This is a genomic window from Chryseobacterium sp. YR221, from assembly GCF_900176315.1.
In the GTDB taxonomy this organism is placed as follows: domain Bacteria; phylum Bacteroidota; class Bacteroidia; order Flavobacteriales; family Weeksellaceae; genus Chryseobacterium; species Chryseobacterium rhizosphaerae.
Window position 1 is genome coordinate 87,342 of sequence record NZ_FWXM01000008.1, and the last position, 20,376, is coordinate 107,717.

Sequence of the window (20,376 nt, forward strand, 5' to 3'; positions counted from 1 at the left end):
GTTTAGTTTTCAAATTCAGTCAGTATTTTGTTTATATTATGTTCCCTGTTATATTTGGACTCAATCAGTACTCTTCCTTTCTTTCCCTGAGTGATTGTTTTATCTTTATGTTCTATGTATTTTTTAATACCGGAATACCAGTCCTTATCTTTCACCAGTTCTCCATTATACCCCGGAATAACAATATCGGTATTCATACCTACCGGAGAAGCCAGCACGGCAATACTACATCCCATATATTGGATCAGTTTATATGAACATTTACCCAGTTCCCAAGGAGTCTCATGAAGAGGCATAATGCCTAAATCAAATTTATTAATCTCCTCTACTTCAGATTCTTCTGTCCACGGAATAAAGTGTATAAAATCTTTTGTTTCTTCCGTTTGTTTCGCTCCAATGATATTAACCCTAAAATTGGGAAACTCTTTTTTCAACTCATAAAACACCGGAAATAGCTCCTCAATATATTTATAAGTAGATGGAGAACCTATCCATCCCAGTGTAAAATATTGATCATCTTTATTATTGATCTTATAATATTTCTTAGCATCAATAACAGTAGGTAGTATCATTATTCTGGGTGCTTTTGCCATTTCTGCTCTCTTTGCCAGGTAAGAATTACCGGCAAATACACATTTACTGTTCTTCATTACCAGATCTATTTTATCAGACAAATGCTTTTTTATAAATCGGTTACCACTCAGGTCGTAATTATGAAATATAGCATCATCATAATCTACAAAATAATCAACCCCTGCTTTTTTTAATCTTATTTCAGCCCATGCAGGTAAATAGGGAAACAATTCTTTTTCTATAACAACTATGTCATATTTCTTCACAGACAAAAGAGTATACAACCGCTTTAGATATCCAAGAATCAGATACATAGATTTGGTTTTTTCATTTCTGTACAGTGCTCCTAAATATTTATTTCCCAACAGTGAAGAATGATGCACAACGTATTTCTTTTCCTCCAAAGAGGGGAAAAATTGAAAACTTCTCAGTCTGCTGCTCGCTCCCATAGGGGAATATTTAGTAAAAAACAGTATTTTTTTCATTGAAAATCTATATCTCTTTTTACAAAATAAATGAAGGGTAAAACATAAAATATATTAAACTCGAAAGACTCCAGATAAGGGTTTGTAAAAGTTGCTATCAACATAGAAACAATACCCGCTAACATGTAGTGATCGTATGGATTTCTTATTTTTATGGATACATATTTATATACTGAGTATAAAAAAGGAATAGAATAAATTAAAAATCCAAATATGCTCACCCGATATATAATAGCTACCGGTACATTTTCGTAACGCCATGGAAATTTTTTACTCCTTATGTAATCTACTCCTACGCCGTGACCTGCCCCAAAAATATTATTATTGACTCCTTTTATCAGTGCTATAGTCTGTTCTGACCTGGCCTTATCTCCGCCTTCAAAAATTTTGACATAAAATCCTTCCAGGACATTAAATACATTCACTCCGTAATTGTTCAGGATAAAAATCAGCACAACTGTAAGCAGTAAACCGATAATAAAATACTTAACCAGCTTTACGGAAGAATTGGTAATCACATAAAAAAACAGTCCTACAAACACACTCAGTAGCAATGCCGATCTTCCGGATACTATGGCAGCGATTACGACCGTAAGGATGATAACAAAATAAATGGACTTCTTTTTAAATACTTTTTCTAATTGTAAAAAAGCAGGAATGAAAAATATAAGAGATCCGTACACGAAAAGCTTCATTTCAACAATCCCTTTTTTGGTAAATGTCATGTTGGGATCCTCAATAATCAGTTCAAGAATCTTTCTCTTCCCATTCATAAATAGCCAAATTGCCAGAAATACAGAAACCGCTCCCAGTACCATATAGATATTGAGGTACTTTACTATGGTTTCTACCTTAAATTTTTCAAAGCAATAATTTAGGATAACCACCCATAAAATAGGGGTAAAAATATATACAATTAAGACCTGGCTAAGTGCTTCCGAAGGATTCAAAGATTGATGAATACCGACCATCAGATAAATAATCGTGACAATGATACTTAAGACTACCGAGAAAATAACCGCTCTTTCAATAGTCTGCGCCTTCGTTAGTCCTACCAGAAAAATCAACAGCAACAAAACAAGCTTAACAGGTCTAAACGAATTGGGAAACACGAAAAGCAGGAATGCCGTGACAACCATCAATACGCTTAGAGCATTAAAATGTATTTGTTTTTTATAAATCTGCATTAATTACTTAGATTTCAGTTGTTTAAATTGTATTCTATTGTCTTTCTTATAACTTTGAACACTACTTTCCAGTTTATCATAGCTTTTAGAGTCTACCGATAGATTATTGACAGATAGGTTAATGGTATTGTCATTTGTATCATAATATTTGATAGGCTCCGCGGTATTATTATAAAGACTGATATTATTCAGAACAATATTTCCGCTGATATTTTTCGAATAATTGTTTTTTCTGTTTAACCAGAAAGACATTCCGTATTTTGATTTACTATCCGAAAAATTATTAATAGTTATTGAAATATCCTTATTCAGGGAGTTATCTTTTCTGAGATTAACAAGGTTAAGCAGCAATCCCCAGTTTTCATTACCTCCTGTAAAAACATTTTCCAGAACAATTCCTTTCAGCTCATCCTGAGAGCTATTGGGTTCTATATCTATTCCACTGGAAGGCCCTTTACCTGAGGAATTCAGAAACTTACTGTTGGAGATTTTAATATTGGTTCCTGATGTTATAGAGAGACCATTTCTTCTGCTGTTTGATACCAATGAATTTAAAATCACAATTTGATCTGAAATTTTATTATTCAGCTGTCCAATGTAGATCCCATCACCGAAGCAATCATAAATTTTAGCATTCTCTACCCTTATATTTTTAGAACCGCGTATGCTGATTCCGAAGCCCCATTCTCCTTTTGTACCCACATGTGTTTTTTTATCTCCCACCAATACAGGATTAAGGATGGTAATATTTTCCTTGCTGTTACAATCCAACAGGCTATATCCGGGTTTTACTGATGTTTTCAGAATAAGTTTAGAATTGGCCTGAAATTTATAGGTACAGTTACTTTTTAATTTAAGCCCATTATCATTAATCAGTACGGGAAAGTCAGGAAATAAGACGTCTCCGTTGTCATTGATCGCTTTCTGTAGAACCAGTGTGTAATCTACAGTTGCATTTGTCACATATCCTTTAGGCAAAACCGTTGTTAAGTCCAGATATTTAGTCTGTCCAAAAATAAATAAGGTACATGTAAAAATCAGCGATACTATTAAAAGCTTCTTCATTTCATTTTCTTTTTTATTATATTAAATAGATAACCAAATGCGCCAAATAATCTTCCAAAATACATTTTGGCAATAAATAAAACCTGTTTATACGCCTTTTGACTGAAATAATCAACCAGAATTAAGGCTACCAACTTATCCAGGTATTTCTTTTCTGAGGCTGTTTTATTTTTATAATCAAACAGATGAAATCTTTTATTCAATGGCATCACATAGTGTGCACTCCTGTTTTCTGCCCCTACAAAGTAGATCGTTGTAATAGTTTTGTTATAGATCAATGCATAATCAGAAAACAGTCTATACCAAAATTCAACATCCTCACCATAGCTAAGATTTTCATCAAACAGACCTGTCTTCAGAACTTTCGTCTTTTTAACTAATAATGTTGATGAGTTAAAACGAGAAACAGGGGAAGACATAAAATCAAAATAATCTTTTATTATTTCAGGCTTTTCCTCTTTAAATTTTGACTCATCAAATTCTTTAACATTTGATTTGTAAAAAGAAGTTCCAACACCTCCTACCGTCTCGTTATCCAGCTGAGAAAGAGAAGCCGACAAAATCTTCAGATGCTCGGGATGCCATATATCATCTCCGTCCAAAAAGGCCAAATATTCATTCTTAGCATTCAATATCCCTGCATTCCTTGCAGATGAAACCCCTCCATTAGGTTTGTCTATGATCGCTACTCTGGGATCTGATATGCTTTGCACCACCTTCAAGCTGTTATCTTTTGAGCCATCGTTGATGATAAGCAGTTCAAAATCCTTATAGGTCTGATTCAAAACTGAATACACCGTATCCAGAATACTTTTCTCCTTGTTATATAATGGTATTATTACAGTAATCATGTTAATAAGTTGCCGTAAAATTTAAACGGGCTCTTTGTATTGTTTCTTTAATATTACCCGGTACAAGGATCTGTTTTTTAAATATAATATTCTCAATTTCGGTAACAATCAATTCTGCATCCACATTTCCATCCAATAGCCTATAGTTTTGCGCCTGCCCTACATCATTCAAGAAATCGGTACACTTGCGATGATATTCCAATAAAAAGAAAGGTGTATTACTATAGCACGCAAAAATACTTGCATGTAGCCTTGTTGAAATAACTACGCTGCACTCAGCGATTCGATCAAAAGTGTCCTGAACTTTTGGCTGATAAGGAACGATCTCATATTTCAGTTTTCCATCTTTATTAAGATTCCCAATCATTTCCTGGGTGAGCTTTTCGTCACCCATTACAGAGTTTCCATTAAAAACGAAAAAGCGGAACATAATATTGTTATGTTTCCTTAATTGTTGAATTAAATTTAATATAAATTCATTTCTCGTTAATTCTTTACTAATATCTCCATTAATGTATGATTCGTAATTACAAACACTTATTCCCACAATAGGTAAGTCTTCGGAAATTTCCCTGGTATGCTGGTCGAAATTATAAATCTCAGGAAGAAGTGCTGCTAAATCAAAAGCTCTTACAGGCTGATAAGGTAAATTATAACTCAGCGCCTGCTCATATGATTTATCATCTCTTAATGCCAGGAAATCCAGAGTCTTTAAATATTCTTTAGTATTCTCTTCTGCCCCTTTATTTACAAATGGACCTAAAGAGATTCCTATAGCACCTGTTTTTCCTTTACATCCCAAGCTTTTTTTCAATTTTGCATAGGTTCTCAGATCTGTTTTTTTCAATGCCGAATGAAAGGTTGATCCTCCAGCTGAAACAAAAACATCACTTAACACAATATCTTTTACTGCTTTGCCGAAGCTTAAGTAATTCTTGTGGGCAAAATAATGCTCCGCCGGCGTTGAAATCTGTGGCAGCTCTCCTGCAAAAAACAACTGTTCTGTAGATTGCCAGTATTTCCTGCTTCCCCACGCTGAAACTTCTACAAAAGCATCATCTCCTGAATTTTTTGCTCCGTAATATCCACTAAATATTGCTTTCATAATTCTTGACCACCATCTTTAAATTCGTTTTCATTTTTTCTCTCAGATAAATCTTATCCTGCTTTTTCAGCATATCGTATTTTTCCAAATCTCTATACTTCAAAATCTTTCCCGGGTTACCTCCTACGATTGCACCCTTCGGAACATCTTTTGTAACGACTGTAGAGGCTCCAATAATGGCTCCTTCTTCTATCGTGATTCCCGGTAAAATTGTAACATCGCCACCAATCCACACATTTTCTTTTATGACAACATTCTTTGCAATTGTAACTTCATCATAGGGTAGTAGCGTATCACTATCATAGTTATGATTCCCTGTATAGATCTTTAATCTTGGCCCTATGATGGTACCATCCATTATAGTCACCTTACCATAGGTTGATATCCATGCATCAGGACCGATATACACATTGTTTCCCAAGTGCAGTTTCTCCGGTTTTGTGATGATAATAGGATAAGAAACAACAGCATTCTCCCCTCTTTCCTTTATTCCCTTTACCGTTTTGGCACAGGTTAACCGCCAGTATAATTTTATAATTTTTGCAAACATTCTTTATAAAGTTTAAAAATTGAGAATAAGATGGATACTACTAATAAGACAGAAACAATTACTCTGATCAGTAATAAACTATACAACTGAACATTTATAAATACCAGGCCTAACAGCAATAGCCATAAAAGTATATTCCATTTGCTGTAGAATATGACCGGTGGAGATAATTTTTTGTAGATAAAAAAGGGTACAAAAATGATATAATTAATGATGTAAGAAATCATATAGGAAAAAGCAAAGCCCATTGCCCCATATTGTCTCAGGAAATAGAAAATAATAAGGTTTGTAACAGCCCACTGACCCATACTGAATACACTAAGCCACATTTTATTCTTAATGATAAGGTCTCTTGAAACACCCGCTCTGTTTGTAATAATAAGTGTGGTGATAATAGACATTCCCAAAATCGGGACAATCTGATGGATATCAAATTTTTTACCCAAAATAGCCGAAGCGATCTCTGGAAATAAGATGAACGGAATAGAGATTATAATCGAAATAATCCATGATCCGAAATAATTAAAAAACTCTTTTTTAGGAGTCTTTGATTCCGATTTTGATAAAAACATGGGCAGCAAGACATTGCTTATCGCCCCGTTGAACATCTGAATGGCTGTAGAGAAAATAATTACAGCACTATACAACCCTAGTTCTTTATATCCATTGGGCTGGTTAACCAGCAGGGTATTTAGAAACCAAATCGTAGGTGCCACAATAATTGTACTGAGAGAAGCAGGTATAGCAAATTTGTATATTTTCTTAACACTTTTCTTCCAGTTTTTGAAACTCACTGTGACCTGCTGATTCTTGCTCTCATCCCCCAATAGTTTCTGTAATACTGCAGATACCAGAAAGATCCCGATCAGGTTGCCCAGTAAAGCTCCCGTAACTCCTCCAAAATACCCTCCAATAACTAAGCCCAGAAACAGGAACAGTCCCTGAAGTATATTAGCCGTGGAATTTTTCTTATAAGCCTGAAAGCCTAATAAGGCTCCCATTTGTGTTCCGTTTAGAGAAATAAAAATCAATGTAAAACCACCAATCATCAAAGGAACCTGCAAATGCTGGTTGTTCAGAAAATGAGTTGCTATAAATCCAGAGAGCAATACAATGATCAATGCGACAATACTACTCAATGCTACAACCAATGATAAAGATGCCCCCAGCATGGAAGATGCTTCACTTTTATCTTCATCTTTAAGCTCAGAAATATATTTAGTAGCCGTTAAGCCTATTCCTAAGGAAGCAAAAATGAGAAAATTATCTATTGTTGATTTTATCATTCCAAACTCACCATATTCTGAAACGGTTAAAATCCTGGCCAATACAATGGAAGCCAAGGAAAATAATCCCCGTGACATCAATGATCCGAAGGTCATCCAAAAAGTACCGAAAACCAACTTCTTCAGGAAGTCTGATTTGGATAATTTAGATTTTATGGAAGCTACCAACATATTATTTTTATTTTTCCTAAATTCAACTTCATAGTTTCATTTACAATTGTTCTATTATCAAAACGGGTTTTCCTAAAATGCCAAAGGCATTCAATAATGTTATTTTTTTAATGACAGTGGTAAACCGTCCTTTACAAAAACTGCAGACTAGCTACAGTTTTGTACTTAGTATTCTATAGTCTTGAATCACATTCCTCCAGGATTCCTTTCACATCAAAGATCACCCCGTCCTCTTTTAAGTAATTTTTCAAATTCAGGCCTTTGAACTGCTCATGTGCTACAGTAAGAATAATTCCATCGTATTTTTCCTGTGGAATTTCGTTTACAATGCTTAAACCATATTCGTGCTCCACTTCAGCAGGGCTAGCCCATGGGTCGTAAGTTGTTACCTGTAAAGCATAATCTTCAAGCCCTTGAATAACATCTACCGCCTTGGTATTACGTACATCCGGACAGTTTTCTTTAAATGTAATTCCCAGGTTTAAAATTCTGGCACCATTAATATTAAGCTTCTTTTTGATCATGGTTTTTACCAACTGAGAAGCTACATACTGCCCCATAGAATCATTAAGACGACGTCCTGCCAGTATAATTTCAGGGTGATATCCATTTTCCTGTGCTTTCTGTGCCAGGTAATAAGGATCAACTCCAATGCAGTGACCACCTACTAATCCCGGTTTGAAAGGTAAAAAGTTCCATTTGGTACCTGCTGCTTCTAATACTGCGTGAGTATCAATCTCTAAAAGGTTGAAAATTTTTGCCAGTTCATTCACAAACGCGATATTAATATCTCTCTGTGAGTTTTCAATCACTTTGGCAGCTTCGGCAATCTTAATGGTAGGAGCCAGATGGGTACCTGCAACGATCACAGATTTATATAAAGAATCTACGACCTTTCCTATTTCCGGTGTTGAACCTGAAGTAACTTTTAATATTTTCTCTACAGTATGCTCTTTATCTCCCGGATTAATACGCTCAGGAGAATATCCTGCAAAGAAATCCTGATTAAACTTCAGTCCTGAAACCTTTTCAAGAACAGGAATACATTCTTCTTCAGTAGCACCTGGATAAACAGTAGATTCATAGATTACAATATCTCCTTTCGACAATACCTTTGCTACAGTTTCTGAAGACTTATATAGCGGTGTAAGGTCAGGACGATTATGTTTATCTACCGGTGTTGGTACCGTCACAATATAGATGTTGGCATCCTGAATATCCTTAATGTCAGCAGAACAGTACAATCCTGTTCCAGCAGTCTGATCAAAAGGGTTTTCTTTTTTTAATATAGCTTTTAATACTTCATTTTCTACTTCTAAAGTACTGTCTACCCCTGTATTTAATTCCTCAATCCTTTTCTGATTGATATCGAAACCTACAACCGGATATTGGGTTGCAAATAAGCGTGCTAAAGGTAAACCTACGTATCCTAATCCGATAACGGCAATTTTATATTGTTTTTCCACAAAGACTCGATTTAAAGTTGTTTATTTTAAATTTTCCCAATACCAGCTAATAGCTTCTTTTAATCCCTTATCTATTGTATGGGTAGGCTGGTATCCTAATAGTTTTTCTGCTTTTTCAACTGATGCTAATGAGTGTGGGATATCTCCTACACGGTTCGGACCATAGTTCACTTCCACTTCAGCAATTTTCTCATCGAATTCACTTAGATATTTTTTAAGGTATCCAATTAAATCATTCAATGTGGTGCGGTCTCCTACGGCTGTATTATAAACCGTATTCACTGCTTCCGGATTTTCTGTAAGCATCGCCCGTTCATTCATCTGAATCACATTATCGATATAAGTAAAATCACGTGAATAATCTCCTGTACCATTAATTGTAGGGGATTCGTGGTTGATCAGCTGTTTTACAAATAATGGAATCACTGCGGCATAAGCTCCGTTCGGGTCTTGTCTTCTTCCAAATACATTGAAATACCTTAACCCGATACACTGCATTCCATAAGTTTTTCCAAATACATCAGCATACAATTCATTTACATATTTAGTAATGGCGTATGGTGATAATGGTCTTCCGATTACATCTTCCACTTTGGGTAATGATGCAGAATCACCATATGTGGATGATGAAGCAGCATATACAAAACGTTTCACATTGGCATCACGCGCTGCAACCAGCATATTTAAAAAACCTGAAACATTAACATCGTTACTTGTAATAGGATCTTTAATTGATCTTGGCACAGAACCTAATGCTGCCTGGTGTAATATATAGTCTACATTTTCTACTGCCTTCCGGCAAACTTCCAAATCACGTATATCTCCTTCAATGAGCTTATAGTTTGGGTTTTTAAGAAAAGGCTCAACATTATGACGGTGTCCTGTTGCAAAATTATCCAAGCAGACCACATCATATCCTTTATTTAAAAAATACTCTGTCAAGTTAGAACCAATAAAACCAGCTCCCCCTGTAATTAAAATTTTATACATTTTTATGATTTAAAAATTTTTTTGAACCAACTTTTTTTATCCTTGGTCTGGCTGTAGCCATACCCATAACTATAATTATATCCATATCCTCCTGCACGTTTAGAAACATCATTCACTACAAAAGAAACATTAGTCAATTTTGAGTCTCTTACCAGATCATTAGCAAAATCTATCAGGATATTTTTGGATACTGCAGATCTCACTACATAAAGTGTGGCATCGGCTGTATCCGCAATACTAAGGGTATCTGAAACCAACATAAGTGGTGCAGAATCTATAACTATATATGCATACTGAGAAGCCATCTGCTCAATAAGTTTTTGGTATCTTCCATTGGAAAGCAGCTCCTGTGGATTCGGAGGAATAGCTCCTGCGTATATGACATCACAGAAAGGATTGGTTGTGGATGTGTGGATAAGCTCATCTACATTCACTGAATCATCATACAGATACTCTGTAAGACCTTTTCTTTTAGTAGGTTCGCTGTCATAACGCTGGATCTGAGGGTTACGGATATCCGAACCAATCAGAAGACCTCTTCCGTTTTTGTTGGCTAGCGTAAGAGCAAGATTTACAGACACCAGTGTTTTTCCTTCCCCTTTTACCGAAGAGGTTACCATAATTATTTTGGCTGAGTCTTTTACCGGTAAAACAAATTTAAGATTGGAAACAAGTACCCTGAAGGCTTCTGCCAACTCTGTAAAGTCGTTCTTCTGCACCAAGTGGTTTTCGCTATCTTTAAGTGAAGGTATATCAACCAATACCCCTAGTCCGGAACGTTCTTTAATGTCATCTCTTGAATAAATCTTATCATCCAAAATAAACAGTAAATAGAAAATGGCAAAAGGAATTAATAATCCCAGAAAAAATGCCCCTAACAGGATAATATTTTTCTTAGGAAAAACCGGAATTTCCTCAGTAAATGCGGGATTCACAATTTTAGCTTTCGGTACATTCACTGATAGATTGATTGCATTTTCTTCTCTTTTTTGCAGAAGAAATAAAAACAACTGTTCTTTAAGATTCTGCTGACGCTCTATCCCTCTATAAATTTTAGATTGGCCCGGAACCTTTTCTATCGCAGTCTTGCTTGTCGTAATCTGATTCTGTAGTTGGGAAATCCCCGCCTGTACACTTACTTTCTGCTCACGAATATTGTCCCGGATTATATCTTTTAAAGCTGCAATCTCCCTGTTCATTTCTATTACCGCAGGGTTTTCATTGGTTGCCTGTTTAAGAGTTTTATTTCTGCTGATAAGAAGAGAATTATACTGAGCAATCGATTGCTCCAATGAAGGGCTTAATCCTAAATTGGATGGCATAAGCTGACTGTTACCTTTCGAAGCCTCTGCTGTAAGAGAATTCAGAAGATCAAGCTGTGTCTGCTGAAGAAGAAGAGCTTTAGTATTATCACTTGTGTTTTGAAGTGCCAATTCGGCCTGAGCCTGTATATCAACAATATTATTACGGTTTTGGAAATCTTCTTTCTGATTTTCTACTCCCGAAAGATCCTTCGTAATAACCTCAAGTCTTTTGTCAATAAACTCCTGAGTATTCTGAGCCTGCAGGTTTTTATCTCTCTGACCGTCCAGATTATACTGTTTCGTCACTTCATTAAGAATAGCCTCTGACTTTTCAGGAAGAGATCCGATTAGGCTGATTTCCATCAGCATGGCCTTTTCTTCCGGTAAACTTACCTGTACTGTTTTTTCAAGTTTTTTTACTTTTTCAATAGGATTCCAAAAAATAATTTTGTATTCTGACTTAATGGCTGCAGAAGAATTTCTTTGAAATATTGCTGTTCCAAAATCCAATTGTACAGGAATATTGAATTTCCCCACAATTTCTTTTTTCTTTTGGTCATGAAGTGTAAACTGGTCTCCCTTTATATCAGTTAAGGTATAAGCGGAGGACACAAACTTTTCTTTAGTATAAGTTAATATTTTTGCAGTTATAGGAGCTTTGGTAAACAGCTGCGAATCTTTAAATTCTCCGGCATTGAAATATTCAACATTGAGATTAAGATTTTCAACTACCTGCACGAGTATCGGTCGTGAATTCACTACTGCAGCTTCACTTTTCAGTTCATCTGCATTTCCCAGACCAATTCCGAGATTATTAAGATCAGACAAAGCTGAGGAAAGGTCATTTTGTTTTTTATCAAATTTAAGAGTCGTTTTCGACTGATATTGAGGTACACTATATCTAAGGTAAATATAAGCACCTATTACAAATAACAAAACAGAGGCAATAAACCACGGCCATTTGTAAAGGTATTTAGAAATAGTCTTTTTAATATTAAATTTTTCTTCTTTTGGCTGAAATTCCATCTGCTGCATATCTATCGTGTTAAAGCAATAATAAGCGTACCTGCCGTTAATAATGCACCAATAATCTGGAAGGTAAGAGCTCTGTTCGGGTTAGTATTGGCCTGAACCTGTTTGTTTTTATCCGGCTGTACATATAATATGTCGTTTTGCTTCATATAGTAGTACGGTGAATTTACAATATCAGATCTGCTAAGATCAACGTTCACGATCTGGTCTACTCCATCATCTCCGGTACGGATAAGCTTCACATTCGTACGATCTCCATAATCGGTCATATCTCCCGCAAGACCCAATGCCTGAAAGACATTAATCTTTTGTGAAACACTTTCTTTCTGTCCGGGATTTTTCACTTCCCCCAAAACGCTTACATTAAAATTTTTCAGAGTAATAGATACCATTGGATCTGTAAGATATCTCTTCAGGCGTGATTCCAGCTCCTGTTTTAGCTGTATCTGAGTCATTCCTTTAGTATATACATTGCCTAATACCGGAAAAGATATATATCCTTCCTCATTTACCAGATATTCACTAGGCTGTACATATTGATTGATTCCGGTATTTCCTTCACTACCTACTTTATTTATCGTATTAAGGTTGAAGGGTTTTACAGCTGTTTCATCAAGTGCAGCTACAAGAATCAGAAGAACATCTCCTTCCTGGATGTGTAATCCCTGGAATTTTGCTTTGGTAACTTCTTCTTCCATATTATGCCTTGACATGTATACCATATTTTGTTTCGGCTTACATGATAACAAAGTAACCGACAACAGTACCAGATACGTAATAATAGTTCTCTTCATATATTTTTTTAGTCTATTGGTGTTAACGCTCAATTTTATTTAGAATCTATGTTTATACTATAATTGGAGCGTGATACGTATTTTAATACATGATTATTAGTCTCACTTTTTTGTGAAAATTTTTAATGTATTATGTTGTTTTTAGATTAATTCTTCTCGATGCAATTTTCGTTCCGATTAAGATAATTTAGCAAAAATAATTACTTATTTTTTTGTTATTTATATATTTTTTACACTATGTTACTGATAGACTTCATATTCCGGTGTTTTATCTAAAATTTCAAATTCTGAATTGTTACTTATAAATTCCGGCACAATGATCTTCAAAATCCTGACAACCTGTAACCCATCTTTTTTTATAGCCGACCTCATAATCTGTTTACATAAAATTTCTATGTCTTCAAACTCCATCACCGGATCTTTTGATATCATAATTTTCTCATGATGGGTAGGAATAGTAGTAGAGTTATCCGTTAAGAGCTCTTCATATAGCTTTTCACCGGGTCTTAAACCAATAAAATCAATTTTAATATCAACATCCGGAGTATATCCTGACAATTTGATCATCCTTTTTGCCAGATCCAGAATTTTAATAGGTTTCCCCATATCAAAAACATAAATTTCTCCTCCATTCCCCATTGTTCCTGCCTGAAGCACCAATTCACAAGCCTCAGGAATGGTCATAAAATAGCGGATAATATCCGGATGGGTAATGGTAACCGGGCCTCCCTTTTCAATTTGCTTTCTGAAATGCGGGATGACAGAACCATTAGAACCCAGTACATTTCCAAAACGTGTGGTAATAAATTTGGTTGTATTATCCGAAGAATCTTGTAAAGACTGCACAAAAAGCTCAGCAGCTCTTTTAGAAGCCCCCATTACATTGGTAGGGTTCACAGCCTTATCTGTAGATACCATCACAAAACGATCAACATTATATTGTCTGGATAACAACGCTAAGTTTTTAGTTCCTCCAATATTTACAAAAATAGCTTCATGTGGATTATCTTCTATCAAAGGAACATGCTTGTATGCTGCAGCGTGATAAACTATTGAAAATCGGTAATCTTCAAATAGCTTTTCCAGTCTGTAAAGGTTGGAAATATCCGCCAGCACAAACTTGAATTTTTGATTGGGAAACCTTTCCAACAATTCAAGTTTCAGTTCATGCAAAGGTGATTCTGCCTGATCCACAACAACAATAAGTGATGAATCCAGCTGAGCAACCTGTCTTACAATTTCACTTCCAATAGACCCTGCTCCACCGGTAACCAGAATACTTTTATTATAATGACGGCTTTTCACCTCTTCACTTTCTATTTTTATCGGTGCACGGTCTAATAAATCTTCAATCTGAAGAGGACGAATTCCCCCAATAATACCTTCCTCTTTCGTGTGGTTGACACTTGGAGCCTTTAATATTTTCAATCCTTTATCTAATGCTAAAGCCGTCCAATCTTCCATCTTAGGTCTGGGCATTGTTTCATTGATTAAAATCGCATCAAACTGGCTTACCCAATGATCATTTCTAAGAAGGCTCTGCTTATTATAAATCTTGTGTCCAAGCAACATTGCTTTTTTAGAGTCTGGTCTGGCACTAAGAAATCCCGCTAACTGATACGCATGACCCGGATTATGAATAATAGCGTTCGCTAATGATACAGATTCACCTTCTACACCTATAACAGCAATTCTTATTTTAGATGGATCTTTCTTGGAATCCCTAAACATTCTAAAAAGCTGCTTGGTTACCATTCTAAAAAAGAACATCAGAAAAGTAGAAATAAAGAAAAACAAAAAAAGAACAGGATACAGGTACACTGGTTTCCCCAGTATAAGTTCTGATATAAAATTTAACCCAAGCAGAACGATAAGAGTACTACCTGAAGCCCATACAATTTTAAAGAAGTCAAAAAAAGTTGAGTATCTTATAATTCCCGCATATGTTTTGAACAAAAACATAAAGAAAATATTGATCCCAATAATCACAAAAATCTTTTCATTGAAATATTCAATAAAATTAATCTTTACCTGAAGGTTTTTTAAGAACAGATATGAAATTAAAATTGAAAAAGAAAAAATCGAAATATCAATAAAAAAAACCAGCCATCTAGGTAAATACCTTAACTCTTTGATCCTGAAAACATTCCCCATATTAAAAAAATAGAACTAAAAAGCATTAAAACTTTATTTAATTCAACATTTGGTGTCTTTTTTTTTCAAAGCAAATGTAACAAATTATTATTTACATATTCAATACCATAGATCAATTTTTGTTCATAAAAAAATAAAAAAATAACTATATACTTTAAACTGAATCATATATGTTTTTAGTATTTTAAAAATTTAACAAATTTTTGAAAATTCTAAAAAAAATGTTAAAAAAAGTAGACATATCTTACCTAAAAAACCACGTAAACGACCTAAAACACTATAAAAACAACACTTCATTTTTTTTATTTTCTGAAAACTTTTATTAAGATTCACACAAGTTTGAAAACTTAATTATTCACAATTCATAAGAGAAATTATAATTTAATAATGAATAAAATTTACCATTTATTAAAAACGATTTAATCAATTTACTTATTTAACAAAAAAAATTAAACGAAGCTTAAATAAAGCTTAAAAAAAAATTAAAAGAACAAATTTGATATTTTCTTGGGTCAATTTGTCTGAATTTTGGCACCCAAAAAAATTTTTTATACAATCAATTTTGTTCAGGAAATTATAACGTAAGATCTGTCAAACTATTTTTTGCCACTCAATTCTCCCTCCAGAGATATTATTTAAGTTTTTCCAATAATGTTTTTCTTAAAAATCACATCATGCTTTAGTTTTTTCAAACCAATAAATACACTTGTAGTAGAAGGCGATTAAGGCAAGTGTAGTATATAAGTAGTATGGGTTAAAACTTAAATTTATAAAAAAAATACAGGGTGTGAATATATTTTTATTCTACATTTGATCGTCATCAAAATTGACATTAATACATTAATTTAACAAAAACCATATCACAAACAAATATATTTTATCTTTTTAGCAATCTAAAAAAGAACAATTAACTCAAAACACTGAAAATTATGAAATTACACAAGAAAATTTTGCTTGGATCATTTATTTCGATGGCAATGGTATCATGTAATACTACCAACGACAGTATAGAGGAAAAAAGCCCGGAAGCACAAACTGCATTAAATGCAGGTACGTCGGCAGATTTTGCAAATACACAAATGTGTAAAGATGTTTATCTTCCCGGAGAAGGTTATATTCCAGGAACCGCCTCAAAGGGAGCGGTTGTTTCCAGTAAAAAATGGCCAAATGGAAGTGTGATCACCGTAAAGCTTACCGGAGGTACTACTAAAGTGCGCAACAAAGTAATGCAATATGCGCAACAATGGTCCCAATATGCCAACATCACCTTTCAGTTTGTCACCAGCGGTAACGCACAGATTCGTGTTTCCTTTATCTCTGGTGCAGGATCTTATTCATATATAGGAAAAGACGCACTTAGTATAGCCTCTAATCAGGAAACGATGAACTTTGGTTGGTTTAATGATTCAACAACTGATACGGAGTTCAGCAGAACAACCATTCATGAATTTGGACATGCACTTGGCATGATTCATGAACACCAACATCCTTTAGCTGCTATCCCGTGGGATAAACCTAAGGTATATGCCTATTATGCAGGTGCTCCCAATTATTGGACCCAAGCTCAGGTAGATAATAATCTGTTTGCAAAATATTCAACCACTCAGACACAATATAGTGCTTATGATAAATTGTCAATTATGCACTATAGCATCAGTTCAAATTTGACTACAAACGGATTTAGTGTTGGTAATAACACAGTTTTATCAGCTACAGATAAGCAATTTATTGCTACAGTATATCCAAAAAGCTAAAGATTTGTACACCTCTGATTATACAAGGTATATTTATCTTACACATCATTCAAAATAACAAGAAAAGCACTATTACTTAATAGTGCTTTTCTTTATTATATATAGGATATAGACTATAAACTTTACTGTTATTATTTTTTATGTATTCAACTTTTTTCTCAACACAAAGATTAATTCAATAACATTAAAATAAGTTTCACTAAAATAAAAATCGCCCTACTCATAGGGTGATTTGTGACTGCAAAGTGTAATTCCGAACATTTTGACAGGAGATTTAAACAAACCTACTGAATTTCATGATCCATAAATAGTTTTTAAATCCAACACAATAGCTTCGTTCCTTCAGAGATCACGGTTTATTTTACCGGAGAATACAACTTTTTCCTTTTCAGAAAATCAATCAGTTCTTTGGGGCGGTCGGTTTGAATACTGTTGATATTATTTTTTACAAACCATTCGTAAGCATCCGGGTTTTCAAGCACGAGATCATCGTGATGTCCTGCACTTTGTTGTGGCCATAGAGAATTCACCCAAACCCGGGCTCCGCTTTTCTGAATCTCTTTAAAATTGATCATGTGACTTTCATCTGAACCTAAAGTCAATTCAAAACCATAGACTTTGTAATGGTTCATGTAGTCATTTATTTTGGCCCAACCTTCATGATTGGCCAACCGAACAATAGGCATATAATGGATGTCATTTTTAATAGCTCTATATTTTCTATTGAATTCTTCGTAAGTTGCAGTACCTTTAAAAAGAACTTCATCAAAAAGATTTCTTTTCTTTAAAACAGGATAAACAAGATCAAAATAATCAAACGCCTTATCGAGATTGATGAATATTTCCCCTTGTGTTGTATCCAATATTTCGTCAAGAGTAGGAATCCTCATTTGTGTAGGAACGCCCAGTCCATCTTTCAGATAAAATTTTTTAATTTCTTCCAACGTATAATCGGAAGGCTTTCCTTTTCCTGTAGTCGTCCTGTCTATGGTATTATCATGCATCAAAACGAGTACACTATCTTTGGTAAGAGCCAAATCTATTTCCACCATATTAACGCCTTTTTCAATCGCCTTTTTCACAGCCATGACAGAGTTTTCCGGAGCCTCTCTCCAATCTGCCCGGTGGGCAATCACCATTATTTTATCATGAGGAAATTTTGAAAGAGAAATATGATTTTGCCCCAGAACCATTCCTGAGACGAATAACAGTGCATAAATGAATTTCTTAGTTTTCATACTTCAAGTTTTTTGATTTCAAATACCGGATCAGCTCCTCTGGTCTGTCGGTTTGAATAATATTAGCCCCTTTTCTGATTATCCAGCCCCAGTTTTCATCAGGATTATCCATCGCTTCATCATCATCATGCCCCGCACATAATTCCGGCCATAAGGCATTGATCCAGATCATCGCATGGGCATTGCGGATCAGTTTTAATAATTCATCAGCTTTCGGGCTATCATCTTTAATAATCACTTCATACGCTACAGGACTGAACATTTTAGAAAAATCCCGGATATATTCTGTAGGATTAATCACCTCATCTCTTTTATAAATACTGTAATCTTCCGGCCAAACCATAGGCATATAGATGATATGATCCAGTTTTTGTCCAACTTCTTTTTTTAATTCCGAGGCTTTTTTATTTCCCTTCAGAATAATCTGTTCTGTGGTTCCCGTTTTTTCAGTAAGTAGCCTTACCTGTTCGATAAAGTCCCAGCCTTTATCCAGATTCAGCATGATTCTTTTACCTTTAACGAAATTCAATACTTCTTCGAGCGTAGGCACTTTTTCTCTTGTAGGCATCCCTGCGCCGTTTTTAAGAAATAAAGGCTTTATCTCAGCAAGCGAAGCTTCTGAAACTTCTCCTTTCCCAGTCGTTGTACGATCTAATTTTTTATCGTGCATTACAATCAGTTGGCCGTCTTTTGTTTTCTGCAGATCTATTTCTACAATATCAACACCCAATTTCATAGCTCCTTCTATGGCTTTTACTGAGTTTTCAGGGTAATTCCTCCAGTCTCCTCTATGGGCAACGACCAGGATTTTATTTTCCGGAATTCTCTGTTTGAAATAATTGGTCTGTGAAAGAGCCATTTGAGCGATCAACAACCCCAGCAAAAAGCTTGTTTTTTTTATATTTTGTAATGTATAATGATTCATTTTTTATTGTATTTGAAATTAATATCCCGGATTTTGTTTAATGGCCGGATCTGTATTAATCTGACTCTGAGGAACGGGCATCAGAAGATTATAGCTTTTAATTACCGCCGTATTATATCCGGGAGTATTCTGAAAATGAGCGGTCATTATAGAAATAGCTTTTCCGGTCCGAACAAGATCAAACCACCGATGACCTTCTCCTACCAGCTCTTTTCTTCTTTCCAGCGCAATCTCATCCAGCAACGGTTGTTCCCCGGACAAGTTTACAGGGGTTAATCCCGCTCTGGTTTTAATCTTATTTAAATAGAGATTGGAACTGGTGAAATTATTTGTTTTTGCATAGCATTCCGCCATTAAAAGAAAGACATCTGCCAGACGAAGTACAACCGTATTACTTCCGCCATCAACGATAGCATCGGATGTTTTAACTAATTTTTTGCTGTATGGCACTCCACTCGGAGTCAGTCCTACAAAAGCATTCCTCCTCAAGTCTCCCGACGAAAAAACAGCATACACTTCTTTTGTTGGCAGATTATGTCCCTTTGCTCCCGATATAAAACCTGAAGGACTGAACATCTGATACGCCTGGCTTCCCTCCGTATTTCCGTTTAAACCTGAAGTAAACTGAACATCAAAAATGATTTCAGCATTGTTTTTATTGAAGGGATCAAATATTTTGGTCACATCCGTAAGCAGACTGTATCCCAATGGCTCTATCTTTTGTAAATAAGGCAGAGCTTCCGAATATCTATTTCTCGTCATCAGTACTTTCCCCAATACCCCAAGTGCCGCTCCTTGGGTTACCCTTCCCTTTTGAGAAGCAGTAGCAGGTAACAGATCAATGGATGCTTTAAGTTCGGTTTCAATAAAATCATAGACGGTTTCTACCGGAGTTCTTCCCTGCCCAAAATATTCATTTACATCTGTCGTTTCTTTGGTGACCAGAGGAACATCGCCGAAAATTCTTACCAAATTGAAATACATTAAGGCTCTTAGAAATTTCATTTCTCCGGTTCTGGTATTTTTCAGGGTCTGATCCATAGCTATCCCTCCTATCCTGTTTAAGACAATATTAGCTTGCTGTATTCCAACATAATGATCTTTCCAGGTACTTCCGAGCAGGGAATTATTAGGCTGAATGGTGAAAAAATCAAACTCTCCGTATGTAAAACTATCATTGGCAGGAACCTCATCAAACGTATTATCGGATGGTATTTCCCCAATAGCCGGCATAGCCAGCTGATACTGACCGTTGTATTGCAGCGATGCATATACTGCATTCACTCCCTGTTCAAGCTGCGCTTCATCTTTATAAAAATTAGCGGTTACTTTTGTGCTTTCCGGAGATGTATTCAACAGATCTGAAGAGCAGGACTGCAATAAAAACAACCCTAATAACGGTATATATATTCTTTTCATTTTTTTAAATTTATTCATTGAAATAGG

General features: G+C 35.1%; 16 protein-coding genes. 1 reads left to right on the top strand and 15 read right to left on the bottom strand.

Annotated features, from left to right (window positions below; translation table 11 throughout):
* Positions 1-2: 2 nt before the first annotated feature.
* The 12 genes from B8967_RS20475 to B8967_RS20530 form a co-directional block, all read right to left on the bottom strand.
* A complete protein-coding gene (locus tag B8967_RS20475; protein ID WP_084087614.1) occupies positions 3-1,058 on the bottom strand; it encodes a glycosyltransferase family 4 protein in 1,056 nt (351 codons plus the stop codon).
* Complete coding sequence (locus B8967_RS20480) at positions 1,055-2,245, bottom strand: hypothetical protein (RefSeq protein ID WP_084087616.1); 1,191 nt, start codon at positions 2,243-2,245, stop codon at positions 1,055-1,057. Before B8967_RS20480 ends, B8967_RS20475 begins: the two co-directional genes overlap by 4 nt.
* 3 nt (positions 2,246-2,248) lie before the next feature.
* Positions 2,249-3,310 (bottom strand): right-handed parallel beta-helix repeat-containing protein, encoded by a 1,062-nt coding sequence (locus tag B8967_RS20485; protein ID WP_084087617.1) that lies wholly within the window; start codon positions 3,308-3,310, stop codon positions 2,249-2,251.
* Entirely contained in the window at positions 3,307-4,161 is an 855-nt protein-coding gene (locus B8967_RS20490) for a glycosyltransferase family 2 protein (RefSeq protein WP_084087619.1), read from the bottom strand. Before B8967_RS20490 ends, B8967_RS20485 begins: the two co-directional genes overlap by 4 nt.
* Position 4,162: 1 nt before the next feature.
* Positions 4,163-5,266: a polysaccharide pyruvyl transferase family protein gene (locus tag B8967_RS20495; RefSeq protein WP_047485897.1), complete on the bottom strand. Its 1,104-nt coding sequence runs from the start codon at positions 5,264-5,266 to the stop codon at positions 4,163-4,165.
* Positions 5,250-5,816 (bottom strand): acyltransferase, encoded by a 567-nt coding sequence (locus B8967_RS20500; protein ID WP_047485900.1) that lies wholly within the window; start codon positions 5,814-5,816, stop codon positions 5,250-5,252. The genes B8967_RS20495 and B8967_RS20500 overlap by 17 nt, the downstream gene beginning before the upstream one ends.
* A complete protein-coding gene (locus tag B8967_RS20505) occupies positions 5,798-7,273 on the bottom strand; it encodes an oligosaccharide flippase family protein (protein WP_084087621.1) in 1,476 nt (491 codons plus the stop codon). The genes B8967_RS20500 and B8967_RS20505 overlap by 19 nt, the downstream gene beginning before the upstream one ends.
* Positions 7,274-7,446: 173 nt before the next feature.
* Positions 7,447-8,739 carry a nucleotide sugar dehydrogenase gene (locus B8967_RS20510; RefSeq protein ID WP_084087623.1) on the bottom strand — a complete coding sequence of 431 codons (1,293 nt, stop codon included), beginning with the start codon at positions 8,737-8,739 and terminating at the stop codon, positions 7,447-7,449.
* Positions 8,740-8,760: 21 nt separating this feature from the next.
* Positions 8,761-9,729: an SDR family oxidoreductase gene (locus B8967_RS20515; RefSeq protein ID WP_047485939.1), complete on the bottom strand. Its 969-nt coding sequence runs from the start codon at positions 9,727-9,729 to the stop codon at positions 8,761-8,763.
* 2 nt (positions 9,730-9,731) lie between these two features.
* Positions 9,732-12,068, bottom strand: coding sequence for a GumC family protein (locus tag B8967_RS20520; RefSeq protein ID WP_084087625.1), 2,337 nt, complete (start codon positions 12,066-12,068; stop codon positions 9,732-9,734).
* A gap of 2 nt (positions 12,069-12,070) precedes the next feature.
* Positions 12,071-12,859, bottom strand: coding sequence for a polysaccharide biosynthesis/export family protein (locus tag B8967_RS20525; protein WP_047485952.1), 789 nt, complete (start codon positions 12,857-12,859; stop codon positions 12,071-12,073).
* Positions 12,860-13,099: 240 nt separating this feature from the next.
* A complete protein-coding gene (locus tag B8967_RS20530; RefSeq protein ID WP_084087627.1) occupies positions 13,100-15,013 on the bottom strand; it encodes a polysaccharide biosynthesis protein in 1,914 nt (637 codons plus the stop codon).
* A gap of 929 nt (positions 15,014-15,942) precedes the next feature.
* Here B8967_RS20530 and B8967_RS20535 point away from each other — a divergent pair.
* Positions 15,943-16,767 carry a M12 family metallopeptidase gene (locus tag B8967_RS20535; protein ID WP_084087629.1) on the top strand — a complete coding sequence of 275 codons (825 nt, stop codon included), beginning with the start codon at positions 15,943-15,945 and terminating at the stop codon, positions 16,765-16,767.
* 356 nt (positions 16,768-17,123) lie between these two features.
* Here B8967_RS20535 and B8967_RS20540 read toward each other — a convergent pair whose 3' ends face one another.
* From B8967_RS20540 to B8967_RS20550, 3 genes are read right to left on the bottom strand one after another with little or no spacing between them, the layout of a single operon-like run.
* Entirely contained in the window at positions 17,124-18,005 is an 882-nt protein-coding gene (locus B8967_RS20540; RefSeq protein ID WP_084087631.1) for a glycerophosphodiester phosphodiesterase family protein, read from the bottom strand.
* Entirely contained in the window at positions 17,995-18,930 is a 936-nt protein-coding gene (locus tag B8967_RS20545; RefSeq protein WP_084087632.1) for a glycerophosphodiester phosphodiesterase family protein, read from the bottom strand. The genes B8967_RS20540 and B8967_RS20545 overlap by 11 nt, the downstream gene beginning before the upstream one ends.
* Before the next feature lie 18 nt (positions 18,931-18,948).
* Positions 18,949-20,349 (bottom strand): RagB/SusD family nutrient uptake outer membrane protein, encoded by a 1,401-nt coding sequence (locus tag B8967_RS20550; protein ID WP_228406272.1) that lies wholly within the window; start codon positions 20,347-20,349, stop codon positions 18,949-18,951.
* Between the last annotated feature and the right edge of the window lie 27 nt (positions 20,350-20,376).

Coding starts and splice junctions, on each gene's coding strand:
- B8967_RS20475 (WP_084087614.1), bottom strand. CDS start 1,058: ATGAAAAAAATACTGTTTTTTACTAAATATTCCCCTATGGGAGCGAGC.
- B8967_RS20480 (WP_084087616.1), bottom strand. CDS start 2,245: ATGCAGATTTATAAAAAACAAATACATTTTAATGCTCTAAGCGTATTG.
- B8967_RS20485 (WP_084087617.1), bottom strand. CDS start 3,310: ATGAAGAAGCTTTTAATAGTATCGCTGATTTTTACATGTACCTTATTT.
- B8967_RS20490 (WP_084087619.1), bottom strand. CDS start 4,161: ATGATTACTGTAATAATACCATTATATAACAAGGAGAAAAGTATTCTG.
- B8967_RS20495 (WP_047485897.1), bottom strand. CDS start 5,266: ATGAAAGCAATATTTAGTGGATATTACGGAGCAAAAAATTCAGGAGAT.
- B8967_RS20500 (WP_047485900.1), bottom strand. CDS start 5,816: ATGTTTGCAAAAATTATAAAATTATACTGGCGGTTAACCTGTGCCAAA.
- B8967_RS20505 (WP_084087621.1), bottom strand. CDS start 7,273: ATGTTGGTAGCTTCCATAAAATCTAAATTATCCAAATCAGACTTCCTG.
- B8967_RS20515 (WP_047485939.1), bottom strand. CDS start 9,729: ATGTATAAAATTTTAATTACAGGGGGAGCTGGTTTTATTGGTTCTAAC.
- B8967_RS20520 (WP_084087625.1), bottom strand. CDS start 12,068: ATGCAGCAGATGGAATTTCAGCCAAAAGAAGAAAAATTTAATATTAAA.
- B8967_RS20525 (WP_047485952.1), bottom strand. CDS start 12,859: ATGAAGAGAACTATTATTACGTATCTGGTACTGTTGTCGGTTACTTTG.
- B8967_RS20530 (WP_084087627.1), bottom strand. CDS start 15,013: ATGGGGAATGTTTTCAGGATCAAAGAGTTAAGGTATTTACCTAGATGG.
- B8967_RS20535 (WP_084087629.1), top strand. CDS start 15,943: ATGAAATTACACAAGAAAATTTTGCTTGGATCATTTATTTCGATGGCA.
- B8967_RS20540 (WP_084087631.1), bottom strand. CDS start 18,005: ATGAAAACTAAGAAATTCATTTATGCACTGTTATTCGTCTCAGGAATG.
- B8967_RS20545 (WP_084087632.1), bottom strand. CDS start 18,930: ATGAATCATTATACATTACAAAATATAAAAAAAACAAGCTTTTTGCTG.
- B8967_RS20550 (WP_228406272.1), bottom strand. CDS start 20,349: ATGAAAAGAATATATATACCGTTATTAGGGTTGTTTTTATTGCAGTCC.